This is a genomic window from Pseudomonas sp. PA-4-8C (assembly GCF_021606625.1).
Lineage (GTDB): Bacteria > Pseudomonadota > Gammaproteobacteria > Pseudomonadales > Pseudomonadaceae > Aquipseudomonas > Aquipseudomonas lactis.
Map to the genome: position 1 here is coordinate 1 of NZ_WKCD01000047.1, position 14806 is coordinate 14806.

At 60.7% G+C, this 14806-nt stretch carries 12 protein-coding genes and 1 pseudogene; 8 read left to right on the forward strand and 5 right to left on the reverse strand.

Annotated features, from left to right (window positions below):
- On the forward strand, positions 1-296 hold a 296-nt coding region (locus GIW04_RS10765), incomplete at its 5' end, for a sensor histidine kinase (RefSeq protein WP_236478978.1).
- A gap of 2 nt (positions 297-298) precedes the next feature.
- Positions 299-877 carry a cob(I)yrinic acid a,c-diamide adenosyltransferase gene (locus tag GIW04_RS10770; protein WP_120248599.1) on the forward strand — a complete coding sequence of 193 codons (579 nt, stop codon included), beginning with the start codon at positions 299-301 and terminating at the stop codon, positions 875-877.
- A 140-nt stretch (positions 878-1017) separates the two neighbouring features.
- On the opposite strand, the gene GIW04_RS10775 is transcribed toward GIW04_RS10770, so the two are convergent.
- The 3 genes from GIW04_RS10775 to secA form a co-directional block, all read right to left on the reverse strand.
- Positions 1018-1962 (reverse strand): Nudix family hydrolase, encoded by a 945-nt coding sequence (locus GIW04_RS10775; protein ID WP_034134379.1) that lies wholly within the window; start codon positions 1960-1962, stop codon positions 1018-1020.
- 143 nt (positions 1963-2105) lie between these two features.
- Positions 2106-3323 carry a bifunctional glutamate N-acetyltransferase/amino-acid acetyltransferase ArgJ gene (gene argJ, locus GIW04_RS10780; protein ID WP_003193885.1) on the reverse strand — a complete coding sequence of 406 codons (1218 nt, stop codon included), beginning with the start codon at positions 3321-3323 and terminating at the stop codon, positions 2106-2108.
- Positions 3324-3447: 124 nt separating this feature from the next.
- On the reverse strand, positions 3448-6183 hold the full coding sequence (gene secA, locus GIW04_RS10785) for a preprotein translocase subunit SecA (protein ID WP_003193886.1): 2736 nt from the start codon (positions 6181-6183) through the stop codon (positions 3448-3450).
- Positions 6184-6489: 306 nt separating this feature from the next.
- Between secA and GIW04_RS10790 the strand changes: the two genes are divergently transcribed.
- Positions 6490-6945, forward strand: a complete 456-nt coding sequence (locus GIW04_RS10790; RefSeq protein WP_003193887.1) for a DUF721 domain-containing protein — start codon at positions 6490-6492, stop codon at positions 6943-6945.
- A gap of 4 nt (positions 6946-6949) precedes the next feature.
- Here the strand turns inward: GIW04_RS10790 and GIW04_RS10795 are convergent, their stop codons facing one another.
- Positions 6950-8428: a helicase HerA-like domain-containing protein gene (locus GIW04_RS10795; RefSeq protein ID WP_003193888.1), complete on the reverse strand. Its 1479-nt coding sequence runs from the start codon at positions 8426-8428 to the stop codon at positions 6950-6952.
- A gap of 205 nt (positions 8429-8633) precedes the next feature.
- On the opposite strand from GIW04_RS10795, the pseudogene GIW04_RS31450 reads away from it, so the two are divergent.
- The 5 genes and pseudogenes from GIW04_RS31450 to GIW04_RS10815 all read left to right on the forward strand — a co-directional run.
- Positions 8634-9665: pseudogene (locus GIW04_RS31450) on the forward strand (HAMP domain-containing protein); the annotation flags it as partial.
- A 93-nt stretch (positions 9666-9758) separates the two neighbouring features.
- Entirely contained in the window at positions 9759-10523 is a 765-nt protein-coding gene (locus GIW04_RS31455) for a methyl-accepting chemotaxis protein (RefSeq protein ID WP_373878135.1), read from the forward strand.
- 226 nt (positions 10524-10749) lie between these two features.
- Positions 10750-11871 (forward strand): glycosyltransferase family 4 protein, encoded by a 1122-nt coding sequence (locus GIW04_RS10805; protein ID WP_120248598.1) that lies wholly within the window; start codon positions 10750-10752, stop codon positions 11869-11871.
- Positions 11864-12616 carry a DUF2334 domain-containing protein gene (locus GIW04_RS10810; protein WP_120248597.1) on the forward strand — a complete coding sequence of 251 codons (753 nt, stop codon included), beginning with the start codon at positions 11864-11866 and terminating at the stop codon, positions 12614-12616. The genes GIW04_RS10805 and GIW04_RS10810 overlap by 8 nt, the downstream gene beginning before the upstream one ends.
- Positions 12604-13713: a lysylphosphatidylglycerol synthase transmembrane domain-containing protein gene (locus tag GIW04_RS10815; protein WP_120248596.1), complete on the forward strand. Its 1110-nt coding sequence runs from the start codon at positions 12604-12606 to the stop codon at positions 13711-13713. Before GIW04_RS10810 ends, GIW04_RS10815 begins: the two co-directional genes overlap by 13 nt.
- A 123-nt stretch (positions 13714-13836) precedes the next feature.
- Here GIW04_RS10815 and purU read toward each other — a convergent pair whose 3' ends face one another.
- The gene (gene purU / locus GIW04_RS10820) at positions 13837-14685 is read right to left on the reverse strand and encodes a formyltetrahydrofolate deformylase (protein WP_003193893.1); all 849 of its coding nucleotides are present in this window, start codon (positions 14683-14685) and stop codon (positions 13837-13839) included.
- Positions 14686-14806 lie beyond the last annotated feature (121 nt).

The window sequence follows — 14806 nt, forward strand, 5'->3', positions numbered from 1 at the left end:
GCATTATTCTGCGCACCCGCCTCAACCCGCCGTGGGCCGAAATCCAGGTGGAAGACAACGGCATCGGCATGAGCGAAAACGTGCGCAAACGTACGTTCGAACCCTTCTTTACTACCAAGGAAATCGGCCAGGGCACCGGGCTAGGGCTGTCGGTGTCGTATTTCATCATCACCAACAACCACAAGGGCCAGATGGAAGTGCATTCCACCCTGGGCCAGGGCACCTGCTTTACCTTGCGCCTGCCTCTGGCCGGCAGCCAATTGCCCCCCACTGAATTTACCCAACTGGAGCACTGACCATGGGCTTTCGCCTGTCGAAGATCTACACCCGTACCGGCGACAAAGGCGAAACCGGCCTCGGCGACGGCCGCCGCGTGCCCAAGGACCATCCACGCGTGGAAGCGATTGGCGAGGTGGATACGCTGAACAGCCAGTTGGGCCTGCTGCTGGCCAACCTTGAAGAACAAAGCGGCAAGCATCCGGCGTTGAAGGATGTGATTGAAGTGCTCACCCCTTGCCAGCACCGTCTGTTTGACTTGGGCGGTGAGCTGGCCATGCCGGTGTACAAGGCGTTGAATGCGGCGGAAGTGGATCGGCTGGAGGCTGCGATTGATCGCTGGAACGAGGAACTCGGGCCGCTGGAGAATTTCATCCTGCCTGGCGGTTCAGCGTTGATCGCTCAAGCCCATGTGTGCCGCAGCCTGGCGCGCAGCGCCGAACGCCGTTGTCAGCACCTGAATGCGGTGGAACCGTTGGAGGGTGTGGGGTTGGCGTACATCAATCGGTTGTCGGATTTGCTGTTTGTGGCGGCCAGGGTGATTGCCAAACGCCAAGGTGTTGCGGAAGTGTTGTGGCAGGCGGCGGCCAAGCCACACTGAGCAGATCGTTCCCACGCTTTGCGTGGGAATGCATCAACGGACGCTCCGCGTCCCAAAGCGTGACGCAGAGCGTCACAAGAGGCATTCCCACGCAGAGCGTGGGAACGATCAGCACGATCAGCAGAGCGTGGGAACGCTCATCACACCTGCGGCCAGAACGCCCGAATACCTGCCACACCTTGCGCACCAGCCTCCCACGCCTGCTCCCGCTGCGCCGGCCCAACCCCGCCCAACAGAAATACCGGCTTGCTGAACCCGGCGATCAACTGCTGCGCCTGCTCCCAACCCAACGGCTGGGCATCCGGATGAGTCTGGGTCGGTTGCACCGGCGACAGGGTGACAAAATCCACGTCCATCATTTCTGCCAGCGCCAGCTCTTCAGCGTTGTGGCACGAAGCCGCCAGCCAGCGGTCTTTGGGCAGCGGTCGACCCTTACTGGCGTATTTGCGCAACTGCGCCGAGGTCATATGCCAGCCGGCAGCGGGAAAATCACCCAGCCACTCAAACGGCCCCTTGAGCATCAGTTGCGCCTTGCCAGCACACAGGCCCACCGCATCCACCGCTAGGTCACGGTATTTGGGGTCGTAACCGTTAGGGGCACGCAATTGAACCAGCTTGATGCCACCGGCAATAGCCTTCTGGATACCGCGCAACAGCGTCGGGGTTTCCAGCTCGCCAGGGGTGATCAGGTACTCGGCAGGCAAGCGTGCCGCAGCGACAATCGGCGCATTCGCCGCCGGGAATTCATAGTTGACCAGGTCCCGCGGTGCCACCCACGCCAACGGCTGCCCTTCAGCGCCATGGGGCTCGCCGGTAAAAGCCGAGACTTCCCAGACATCCAGCAATACCTGTTTGTCCGGATAGTCATGTTGCACCTTGATCAGCGGCCGCGTCGTGGTGACCTGGATGCCCAGCTCTTCCTGCAATTCACGGGACAAGGCCGTGGCAACCGACTCATCGGCCTCCACCTTGCCGCCGGGAAACTCCCAGAGGCCGCCTTGATGCTGAGTATCGGCACGGCGCGCCAGCAGGATCCTGCCATCGACACCGCGGATCACCGCTGCTGCTACATGCACTCGTTTCACGCCACTGCTTCCTCTCGTTATAGCCCTTTGTAGGAGCGAGCTTGCTCGCGAAGAACGTCAACGATAACGCGTGCATCCTGGATAAACGCGGTGGCCTTGAGTTTTTCGCGAACAAGCTCGCTCCTACAGGGGGAGGGTCATTTTCAGGTACGGTATTCCGCGTTGATCTTCACGTATTCGTGGGACAGGTCGGTGGTCCAGATGGTTTCGCTGCACTCGCCGCGGCCCAGTTCGATGCGGATGGTGATTTCTTCCTGCTGCATTACCGCCGAACCCTGGGCTTCGGTGTAAGTTTCGGCACGGGCGCCACGGCTGGCGATGCATACGTCGCCCAGGAATACGTCAATCTTGCTCACGTCCAGGTCCGGCACGCCGGCACGGCCAACGGCAGCCAGGATGCGGCCCCAGTTCGGGTCCGATGCAAACAACGCAGTCTTGATCAGCGGCGAGTGCGCCACGGTGTAGCCCACATCCAGGCATTCCTGATGGCTGCCGCCGCCGTTGACTTCAACCGTGACAAACTTGGTCGCGCCCTCGCCGTCACGCACGATGGCCTGGGCCACGTCCATGCACACTTCGAACACCGCCTGCTTCAACGCCGCAAACAATGGGCCTTCGGTAGAAGTGATTTCCGGCAGGTTGGCCTGGCCGGTGGCGATCAGCATGCAGCAGTCGTTGGTGGACGTATCACCGTCGATGGTGATGCGGTTGAACGACTTGTTGGCGCCGTCCAGCATCAGGCGTTGCAGCACATCGCGGGAGACTTTGGCGTCGGTGGCGATATAGCCGAGCATGGTGGCCATGTTCGGGCGGATCATGCCTGCGCCTTTGCTGATACCAGTGACGGTGATGGTCACGCCGTCATGCACAAACTGTCGGCTCGCGCCCTTGGGCAAGGTGTCGGTGGTCATGATGCCGGTGGCCGCAGCCGCCCAGTTATCCACAGACAAGTCATCAAGCGCGGCTTGCAGGGCGCCTTCGATTTTTTCCACCGGCAGCGGCTCACCGATCACACCGGTGGAGTACGGCAGCACCTGGCTGGCATCGACGCCGGTCAACTGGGCCAGCTTGGCGCAGGTGCGCGCCGCCGCGACGAGGCCTGGCTCGCCGGTGCCGGCGTTGGCATTGCCGGTGTTGGTCAGCAGGTAACGGATCGAACCGGCCACGCGCTGCTTGGCCAGAATCACCGGTGCGGCGCAGAAGGCGTTGAGGGTGAACACACCCGCCACGGTCGAGCCTTCAGCACAACGCATCACCACTACATCCTTGCGCCCCGGGCGCTTGATGCCGGCCGAAGCGATACCGAGTTCAAAACCGGCAACCGGGTGCAACGTGGGCAAAGGACCAAGACCAACAGCCATGAATGCGCTCCTTAAAAATAGGTGATGTCTGTGCCGTCGCTATCGACGGTGGGAATTAATGGCAAAACGCCGCGACGGCAAAGGCCGGTCGCGGCGCGGGGTGTTGCAGCGTCAGGCGAAAATCTTATTCGATCTGGCCGTGGCAGTGTTTGAATTTCTTGCCCGAACCGCAGTAGCACAGTTCGTTGCGACCCAGCTTCTGGTCATTGCGAACCGGGGTCTGGGCCAGGGCCACATCGACCTCTTCACCCAAGGCTTCAGGCTCATCCAGGCCCGGCGCTTCGTCGTGCTGGAACTGCATGCGCGCCGCCAGGGCCTCGGCTTCCTGACGCAGGCGTGCTTCTTCCTCGATCGGGTCTTCGCGACGCACCTGAACGTGGGACAGCACGCGGATCGAGTCGCGCTTGATCGAATCCAGCAATTCGGAGAACAGCGTGAACGACTCGCGCTTGTACTCCTGCTTCGGGTTCTTCTGGGCGTAGCCACGCAGGTGGATACCGTGGCGCAGGTGGTCCATGGTCGACAGGTGGTCTTTCCACAGGTCATCCAGCACGCGCAATACGATCTGTTTCTCGAAGGTGCGCAGTGCTTCGGCACTCGCCTGCTCTTCTTTCTCGTTGTACGCAGCCAGCAGCTCGGCCATCAGTTTTTCGCGCAGGGTTTCTTCGTACAGGTGGTCGTCTTCGTCCAGCCATTGCTGAACCGGCAAGTCCACACCGAAGTCGCTCTTCAATGCCGCTTCCAGGCCGGCAACATCCCACTGCTCAGGCAGCGATTGTGGCGGGATATGCGCGCTGACAGTGGCGTTGAGCACGTCCTGACGGAAATCAGCGATGGTCTCGCCAATGTTGTCGGCGGCCAGCAACGTGTTACGCATGTGATAGATCACTTTACGCTGTTCGTTGTTGACGTCGTCGAACTCGAGCAGTTGCTTACGAATGTCGAAGTTACGGCCTTCTACTTTGCGCTGGGCCTTCTCGATGGCGTTGGTCACCATGCGGTGCTCGATCGCTTCACCGGACTGCATGCCCAGGGCTTTCATGAAGTTCTTCACCCGGTCCGACGCGAAGATACGCATCAGGCTGTCTTCCAGCGACAGGTAGAAGCGGCTGGAACCGGCGTCACCCTGGCGACCGGCACGGCCACGCAGCTGGTTGTCGATACGACGCGATTCGTGACGCTCGGACGCGATCACCTGCAAGCCACCGGATTCCAGTACGGCCTGGTGGCGCTTCTGCCAGTCGGCCTTGATCTGGGCGATCTGCTCGGGTGTCGGGTTGTCGAGCGAGGCCACTTCCACTTCCCAGTTGCCGCCCAACAGGATGTCGGTACCACGACCGGCCATGTTGGTGGCGATGGTCAGTGCGCCTGGGCGACCGGCCTGGGCGATGATCTCGGCTTCTTTTTCGTGGAACTTGGCGTTCAGTACCTTGTGCTCGATGCCTTCCTTGTTGAGCAGGTTGGACACGTGCTCGGAAGTCTCGATGGTGGCGGTACCCACCAGGATCGGACGGCCCTTGGCCATGCCGTCCTTGATGTCATTGATGATCGCCGCGTACTTCTCTTCGGCGGTCAGGAACACCAGGTCGTTGTAGTCTTTACGCGCCAACGGCTTGTTCGGCGGAATGACCATCACGGCCAGGTTGTAGATCTGGTGGAATTCGAACGCTTCGGTGTCGGCCGTACCGGTCATGCCGGACAGCTTGTTGTACAGACGGAAGTAGTTCTGGAAGGTGGTGGACGCCAACGTCTGGCTTTCGGCCTGGATGTTGAGGTGTTCCTTGGCTTCGATGGCCTGGTGCAGGCCTTCGGACAGGCGACGACCGGGCATGGTACGACCGGTGTGCTCGTCGACCAGAACCACCTGGCCTTCCTGCACGATGTATTCGACGTTGCGATGGAACAGCTTGTGGGCGCGCAGGCCGGCATACACGTGGGTCAACAGGCCCAGGTTGTGCGCCGAGTACAGGCTTTCACCTTCGGCCAGCTCGCCGATCTGGGTGAGCATCTCTTCGACAAACTGGTGACCGGCTTCGTTGAGTTCGACCTGGCGGGTCTTCTCGTCGATGGTGAAGTGACCTTCTTTGGTCACCACGCCTTCCACTTCCTCGATGTGCTGCTCCAGGCGCGGGATCAACTTGTTGATCTCGGTGTACAGGCGCGAGCTGTCTTCGGCCTGGCCGGAGATGATCAGCGGGGTACGGGCTTCGTCGATGAGGATGGAGTCGACTTCGTCGATCACGGCAAAGTTGAGTTCACGCTGGAATTTTTCATCCATGCTGAACGCCATGTTGTCGCGCAGGTAGTCGAAACCGAATTCGTTGTTGGTGCCGTAGGTGATATCGCAGGCGTACGCGGCGCGCTTCTCTTCCGGCGGCTGGAACGGCGTTACCACGCCGACGGTCAGGCCGAGGAATTCATACAGCGGGCGCATCCAGTTGGCGTCCCGGCGAGCCAGGTAGTCGTTCACCGTCACAACGTGCACGCCCTTGCCGGACAGTGCGTTGAGGTAGACGCCCAGGGTTGCCACCAGGGTCTTGCCTTCACCGGTGCGCATTTCGGCAATCATGCCTTCATGCAAGGTCATGCCGCCGATCAACTGGACGTCGAAGTGGCGCATGCCCATGACGCGCTTACCGGCTTCACGGGCGACCGCGAAGGCTTCGGGCAGCAGCTTGTCGAGGGTTTCACCTTTGGCTATGCGGGCCTTGAACTCTTGGGTCTTGGCGCGCAATTGCTCGTCCGACAGAGCAACCATCTGCTCTTCGAAGGCATTGACCAGCTGCACCGTCTTGAGCATGCGTTTGACTTCGCGCTCATTCTTGCTTCCAAAAAGTTTCTTTAACAAAGGCGCAAACATATCGGCAGGTTCTTCCACACATAGGGATGGAGGGCGCACCGTGAGTGGCCCGAGCAGCCCTCACGGCCGCATTGCGAACGCGCATTCTACCCGGAATCGTGGGTGAGGAAAGTGGCGTTGTTCCCCGAGGCAGGCACGGCGCTGTGAGAGGGCTTGTTTAAAATAAGGGCTTTTGCGCGAACTTCAACCCATGGAGTGCAGAAGTTACTTATTGATTTCATGGGCAAAGCCCAGCCGACGCAGAGCCTCGGGGTGTGCAGGCGCTTTCTGCTAAGATAGCCGCTCTGTTACCTAAGGTGTCTAAACATGGCATTTCGCCCTCTCACAGCCCGCGCTCCCGGCGTGTTGCTTCGCGAAGCCAAGCCGTTGAAAGCCATCTTTGGCCATGCCAAGCGCCTGGGCCATTTGCAACGCCTGCTTGAAAGCCAGCTGCAACCGGCCGCACGTGAGCACTGTCATGTGGCGTCCTGGCGGGAAGGCAATCTGCTGTTAATTGTCACCGATGGTCATTGGGCCACCCGCTTGCGTTATCAGCAAAAACGCTTGCAGCGCCAGTTGATGGTGTTTGAAGAGTTCGCCGGTTTGACGCGCATTCAGTTCAAGGTGCAGCCACCCACCGTGCCGCAAGGCGCAGTGGGGCATACCCTGGACCTGTCGGAAACAGCCGCCGAAACCCTTCAGGCCACCGCCGAAGGGATCAACGACCCTGGCTTGCGCGCCGCCCTGGAACGGCTGGCCGCCCATGCCCGGCCCAAAGCCTGAAGCGCTACTTGCGTTTGCTGCCGCCCAATAACGAACCGAGCAGACCCCGCACCAACTGACGCCCCATCTGATTGGCGGCCTGCTGCATGGCTGATTTCAACGCCTTGCCCGCCGTGGTCCCCAGGAAGGCACCGGCCTTGTCGGTGAAGCTCGGCTCTTCGGCGGCCGGCGCGGCCTGCTCGGCAGGCCCAAGTTCCTTGCGGGCCATCAGCACTTCATAGGCAGACTCACGATCCACCGGCTTGTCATAGCGCCCCAACAGCGGCGAACTGGCGATCAACGCTTTGCGTTCGGCTTCGCTGAGCGGCCCGATCCGCGATTGCGGAGGAGCAACCAGTACGCGCTGGACGACTTCTGGCGTGCCCTTTTCCTGCAAGGTTCCCACCAATGCCTCACCGGTGCCCAACTCTGTGAGCACCGACAAGGTATCGAATGTCGGGTTGGGCCGGAAACCGTCCGCCACCGCCCGTAGGGATTTCTGCTCTTTGGCGGTGAACGCACGCAAACCGTGCTGGATGCGCAAGCCCAGTTGCGCCAGTACCGTGTCCGGCAAGTCGCCCGGCGATTGGGTGACAAAATACACGCCGACGCCTTTGGAACGGATCAGGCGCACCACCTGCTCCAGGCGCTCCTGCAAGGCTTTTGGCGTATCGGCGAACAACAAGTGCGCCTCGTCGAAAAACAACGCCAGCAACGGTTTGTCGGCATCGCCGCGTTCCGGCAATTGTTCGAACAACTCTGCCAGCAGCCACAGCAGGAAGGTCGCGTAGACCTTCGGCGCTTCATGCACCAAGCGGCTGGCGTCCAGCAGGTGGATGCGCCCACGCCCATCGCTGGCGGGCTGCAAAATATCTTCCAGTTGCAGGGCCGGCTCGCCAAACAAGGCTTCGGCGCCCTGCTGCTCCAGCACTGCCAGGCGCCGCAACAAGGCCTGGCTGGAACCGGTGGTCATCAAGGCGGCGTCTTCGCCCAGCAGTTCCGGGTGATAGCGCAGGTGATTGAGCAGTGCCTTGAGGTCCTTGAGGTCCAGCAGCAACAGGCCTTCGCGGTCGGCCACTTTGAATGCCGCATAGAGCGCCGATTGTTGGCTGTCGGTGAGTTCCAACAGGCTGCCGAGCAAGAGCGGGCCCATTTCACTGATGGTCGTGCGCAGTGGGTGACCGGATTGGCCGTGGATATCCCACAGGGTGACCGGGTACGCCTGGGCGGTGTAATTAAGGAAGGGCATACCGGCAATACGCTCGGCCACTTTGCCCTGGGGGTTGGCGGCGGCGCCCAGGCCGCAGAGGTCGCCCTTGATGTCGGCAGCGAACACCGCCACGCCCGCATCACTGAAGGCTTCCGCCAGGCGCTGCAAGGTGACGGTCTTGCCGGTGCCCGTGGCGCCGGCGATCAACCCATGACGGTTGGCCAGGCGCATGGACTGGGCGATGGGCTGGCCGTCAAGGCCGGCACCGATAAGCAGTTGTGTGGAGTCAGGCATTTCGTCACCTATGGTTAATCTTTAGTGCCGCGAGGTCGATATAGACGGATGTAAGCCCGACAAAGACTAAAAAACGGTCAGATAATTCCGATACGGACCAACGGAGCTATCACCAGAAATACCACACCTTTTTTGACGCTGCCATTTTGCGCCTCCCGCATAGGATGCGCCTCGGATATTAAGACCTTAGCGGACCCTTCAAGCCATGAACAAAAATCTGCGCTTCAGCCACAAGATCCTGCTTGCAGCCTCCCTTATCGTCATCGCCGCCTTTGCGTTGTTTACCCTTTACAACGACTACCTGCAGCGCAACGCGATTCGCGACGACCTCAATAACTACCTGCATGAGATGGGCGACGTCACCGCCGGCAACATCCAGACCTGGCTCACCGGACGTATCGCCCTGGTGGAAAACGCCGCACAGAACATCGCCATCAACCCTGAAAAAACGGTCGTCGCCAGCCTGCTGGAGCAGAAAGCGCTGACCTCGTCATTCATGGCCACCTACGTCGGTGACAGCCAGGGCACATTCACCATCCGCCCTGATACCAAGATGCCCGACGGCTTCGACCCACGTGTTCGCCCCTGGTACAAAGGCGCCCAGGCCAGTAACGGCTCGACCCTGACCGAACCCTATATCGACGCGGCGACCGGGCAACTGATCATTTCTGTCGCCACGCCCAGCGCCAAGGGCGGCCAAAGCATCGGCGTAGTCGGTGGCGACCTGAGCCTGCAGACCCTGGTGGATAACATCGGCGCGTTGGATTTTGGCGGCATGGGTTATGCGTTCCTGGTCAGCGCTGACGGTAAAGTGCTGGTGCACCCGGATAAAGCCCTGGTGATGAAGACCCTGGCGGACGTTTATCCAAAAGACACACCAAAGATCAGCGCTGACTTCAGCGAAGTGCAAGCCAACGGCAAGACCAATATCGTGACGTTCACACCGATCAAGGGCCTGCCCTCGGTGAACTGGTACCTGGGCGTTTCGGTGGATAAAGACAAGTCTTTCGCCATGCTCAGTGAGTTTCGCACCTCGGCGGTGATCGCCACGATCATCGCGGTGGTGATCATTATCGCCCTGCTCGGCATGCTCATCCGCGTCTTGCTGCAACCTCTGCACCTGATGACCCGCGCCATGCAGGACATTGCCGACGGTGAAGGCGACCTGACCCGCCGCCTGACCATCCAGAACAATGATGAGTTCGGCACCCTGGGCAATGCGTTCAACCGCTTCGTGGAGCGCATTCATACCTCGATCCGCGAAGTGTCTTCCGCCACCGAGCACGTCAATGAGGTGGCCCTGCGGGTGGTCAGCGCCTCGAATTCGTCGATGGTCAATTCAGACGAACAGGCCAACCGTACGAACAGCGTTGCTGCGGCCATCAACCAACTGGGGGCGGCAGCCCAGGAGATCGCACGCAATGCTGCACAGGCTTCTAACCAGGCCAGCGATGCACGGCACCTCGCCGAGGACGGCCAGCAGGTGGTTGAACGCAATATCAAGGCGATGACGCTGTTATCCAGCATGATCAGCACCTCCAGTACCAATATCGAAGCACTTAACAGCAAAACGGTGAATATCGGCCAGATCCTTGAGGTGATCACCAGCATTTCCCAGCAAACCAACCTGCTCGCGCTCAACGCGGCGATCGAAGCGGCGCGCGCCGGCGAAGCCGGGCGTGGCTTTGCGGTGGTAGCCGATGAAGTGCGCAACCTGGCTCATCGCACTCAGGAGTCGGCGCAACAGGTGCAGACGATGATCGAAGAGCTACAGGTGGGCGCTCGGGATTCGGTGAGCACCATGAGCGAAAGCCAACGCCACAGCCTGGACAGCGTGGAAATCGCCAACCTGGCCGGCGAGCGCCTGAACAGCGTGACCCAGCGCATTGGCGAGATCGACGGCATGAACCAATCGGTCGCCACTGCCACTGAAGAACAGACCTCGGTGGTGGAGTCGATCAATATGGACATCACCGAGATCAACACCCTCAACCAGGAAGGGGTGGAAAACCTGCAATCGACCCTGCGCGCCTGCTCGGACCTGGAACAACAGGCCTCGCGTTTGAAGCAATTGGTGGGCAGTTTCCGGATCTGATTAACAACACCGACCATTAAAACGAACGCAAGGCGATCCAATGTGGGAGCGGGCTTGCTCGCGAAAGCAGTCTATCAGTTGAAGATGTACTGACTGACTCACCGCTTTCGCGAGCAAGCCCGCTCCCACAGGGGACCTGCGTTTAACCGACCGGCAAACACACCAATCCCAATCGAACATCTATCCTTACCTCAGGTCCATCTAGGGAGAGCAATGGATCGGAGGGATGTTCATCGTGCATATCGCTGACATAACCATGTTCTACGCCCCGGCCAGCGGTGGCGTACGCACTTACCTTGACGCCAAGCACCGGCGTCTGGCGCTCAAGCCGGGCATTCGCCACAGCCTGTTGATCCCCGGCGCACATTTGAGCGAGCAGGACGGCATCTTCAAAGTACCGGCGCCCGCCCTGCCCTTCGGCAAAGGCTACCGTTTCCCCGTTCGCTTGGCGCCATGGCGAAATGTCCTGCACGATTTACAGCCCGATCTGATCGAAGTGGGCGACCCTTACCTGACCGCCTGGGCAGCCCTGGATGCCCGGCGCCAGTTGGATGTGCCGGTCATCGGCTTCTACCACTCCGACCTGCCACTGCTGGTGAGCAACCGCATGGGGCCTTGGTTTACCCCCAATGTTGAAGCCTATGTGCGCAAACTCTATGGGAATTTTGACCGTGTGCTCGCCCCCAGCCAGGTCATGGCCGACAAGCTCACCGGGCTTGGCGTCAGAAATGTCTTCGTGCAACCCCTGGGCGTAGACCTGCAAACCTTCACCCCTGAGGTACGTGACCCCGGCCTGCGCGCCGAACTGGGGATTGGCGAAGACACTCGGCTACTGATCTTCGCCGGGCGCGGCTCCAAGGAGAAAAACCTGCCGGTGCTGCTCAACTGCATGAAGCGCCTGGGGGATGGCTACCACTTGCTGCTGGTGGGCTCCGGCATGCCGGCCAGCGTGCCGGACAATGTCACCGTGATAGATGGATTCCGGCCCGCCCAGCATGTTGCGCGGCTGATGGCCAGCGCCGACGCCTTACTGCATGGCGGCGACCAGGAGACCTTCGGCCTGGTGATTCTGGAAGCCATGGCCTGCGGTATTCCGGTGGTCGCCGTGGCGGCCGGGGCCTTTACCGAGATTGTCGATGAGCGTTGTGGCCTGCTGTGCGCGCCGTACAACCCCAAGGCCATGGCCGATGCGGTGCGCGAGCTGTTCAGTACCGACAGCCGACGCCTGGGGGCCCAGGCTCGGCGCCATGTCGAGCAGCACTATGCGTGGGACACGGTAGTCGACAGCCTGTTGGGGCATTACTACGCCGTGCTGGGCAGCCATGAACCGATGCTCGCCCATGGCTGAGCGCGCGCTGATGCTGGTACTGCACGACGTGGCACCGCACACCTGGGCCGACTACCGGCCCTTTGTCGAGGCCGTCGACGCACTGGGCAACGTGCCCATCACTTGGCTGGTGGTGCCGGACTTCCATCACCATGACGACTTGGCCGCCCACCGCGATTTTCGGCGCCTGCTCGATAGCCGTGTCGCCAAGGGCGATGAACTCACCTTGCATGGTTACTACCATTGCGACGACCAACCTCGGCCGCGTACGCCAAAAGAATGGTTTATGCGACGCATCTATACTCACGAAGGCGAGTTTTACCAGCTGTCCGAAGCCGAGGCGTTGCGGCGGCTGACCGCCGGCATTGAGGTATTCCAGCGTAATGGTTGGCCGCTGCATGGCTTTGTTGCACCCGCCTGGTTGATGAGCGACGGCACCCGGCAGGCATTGCGCCAGTTGCCGCTGAGCTACACCAGCGACCCACAACATTTTTATCGCCTGCCGGACTTCACGCCTATCAACGCCCCCGGCCTGGTGTGGAGTGCGCGCAGTGCCTGGCGCCGGGGATTATCCAAAGTCCTCAGCGACCGCCGGGAACAGCGGTGGCAGAAGGCCCCGCTGATCCGACTGGGATTGCACCCGGTGGACATGCGCCACAGGTTTTCCCGCGATTATTGGCTGCACACCCTGCAACGCCTGCTCAACGCGGGGCGCGTCCCCCAAACCAAGGCCGCCTGGCTGGCGACGCAGCCATGGGCCGACTGATCTGGTTAATGTTGGCGCTCTTGGTGGCGCTGGTGATCCCACTGTGGCTGGGCGGCGGCGATAGCATTACACGCCTGCGCCAGTTTCCGCTGCCCCAGTTGCTGGGGATGTTCACCATGATCATCGGCTGTTGGCTGATCAACAGCCTGCGCATCCGCCTGTTGCTTGGCGAGCATCGCGCTCGGTTAGGGCCGCTCAAAAGCCTAGGCGTGGTGATATCCACCGAGTTCGCCATGTGCGCCACACCCGGTGGCAGCGGCGGGCCGTTGACCCTGATGGCACTGCTGGCACGTCACGGCGTGCGCCCCGCCCACGGCAGTGCGGTGTTCGCCATGGACCAACTGAGCGACTTGGTGTTTTTTCTCTGCGCACTGGTGGGCATCCTGCTGTATGCGCTGTTTCATAGCATCAGCCCGCGTATGGAGTGGTTGCTGGGGCTCAGCGCCGTGTCGATGGTGGGTGGGGTGATCAGTGGCTGGGCCGTGGTGCATTTTCACCGACGGCTGATTCGCCTGGCGGGTTTGGCACTCAAGGCCATGAAGGTCGGCGCTACCGCCCGCCGACACTGGGCACGCCGGTTGCTGCGTTTTCTTGCGGCGTTCAGCGCCACGCTGAAACTTCCCCGGAGCACCTTGCTTGGGGTCTTTGCGCTGACCAGCCTGCATTGGTTGCTGCGTTACAGCGTGCTGTACCTGGCGCTGCGCGGGTTGGGCGGTGAGGTGCAGTGGGCCTGGAGTTTTCTGATCCAGATGCTGTCGCTGACTGCCGGGCAGTTCAGCCTCGCGCCAGGCGGGGCCGGCGCAGCGGAGTTGACGTCAGCGGCACTGCTGGCGCCCATGGTGGGCACATCCACGGCGGCGGCGGCGATTCTGATCTGGCGAGCGGTGACCTATTACTTCTATTTGCTGGCCGGTGCGCCAGTGTTTCTATTGATGGTCGGCAAACCGCTGCTCAAGCGTCTTTTTCAGGGGCGGCAGGCGGCTGGTCCTGCGCCTGTGTCTGCTCCCATAAACGCGCCGCGCCTGGAAAATCAGTTCCATCCTCGGCATCCAGCGCGTCGGGGTCGTAACGACTCAAACAGCCCTCGCCCAAGGTAGCAGGCGCCCGTGAGGTGGCTTTATCGAGCGGGTCGCTCATGGGAATCTCCTGAAACAGAAATAAAAAAGGGCCAGGAGAGTTTTACCTCCAGGCCCCTGCGTCTTTCAATCAAAACCGCTGAATCAGAAAACCACGGTCTTGTTGCCGTGCACCAACACGCGATCCTCCAGGTGGTAGCGCAAGCCACGGGCCAACACCATTTTCTCGACGTCACGGCCGAAGCGCACCATGTCTTCAATACTGTCGCTGTGGCTGACGCGCACCACGTCCTGCTCGATGATCGGGCCGGCGTCCAGCTCTTCGGTCACGTAGTGGCAGGTTGCACCAATCAACTTCACGCCACGCAGGGAAGCCTGGTGATACGGCTTGGCACCGACAAACGACGGCAAGAAGCTGTGGTGGATGTTGATCACTTTGCCCGCGTATTCGCGGCACAGCTGCGGCGGCAGGATCTGCATGTAGCGCGCCAGCACCACCACATCCGCGTCGTGCTGCTTGACCAGGCGCGACACCTCGGCAAATGCCGGCTCCTTGTCCTGTGGGTTGACCGGCACATGGTAATAAGGGATGCCATGCCATTCGACCATGCTGCGCAGGTCGTCGTGGTTGGAGATCACGCAAGCAATCTCGCAATCGAGTTCGTCGCTGTGCCAGCGGTGCAGCAGGTCTGCCAAGCAGTGGGATTCGCGGCTGGCCATCAGCACCACGCGTTTCTTCTGCTCTGTATCAGTGATGTGCCAGGTCATCGAAAACTCTTCGGCAATCGGCGCAAACGCCTCGCGGAAGGCTTCCAGGCCAAAGGGCAGCGTATCGGCACGGATTTCGTGACGCATGAAAAACCAACCACTGAGATCGTCCGAGTGATGGCTCGCCTCGGTGATCCAGCCATTATGGGAAGCCAGAAAGTTACTGACCTTGGCAACGATGCCAACCCGGTCCGGGCAAGCAATCACCAGCCGAAAAGTGCGCATTAGGGGAAAACTCCAGAACTTCACAAAGGCGGCTATTCTAGCGATTACGCAAAAAAACTGCAGTATTCCCTTGCACCTGATCTTGAGCCCTCGCCGTGGCAACACCCCTTAATCGTGTAAG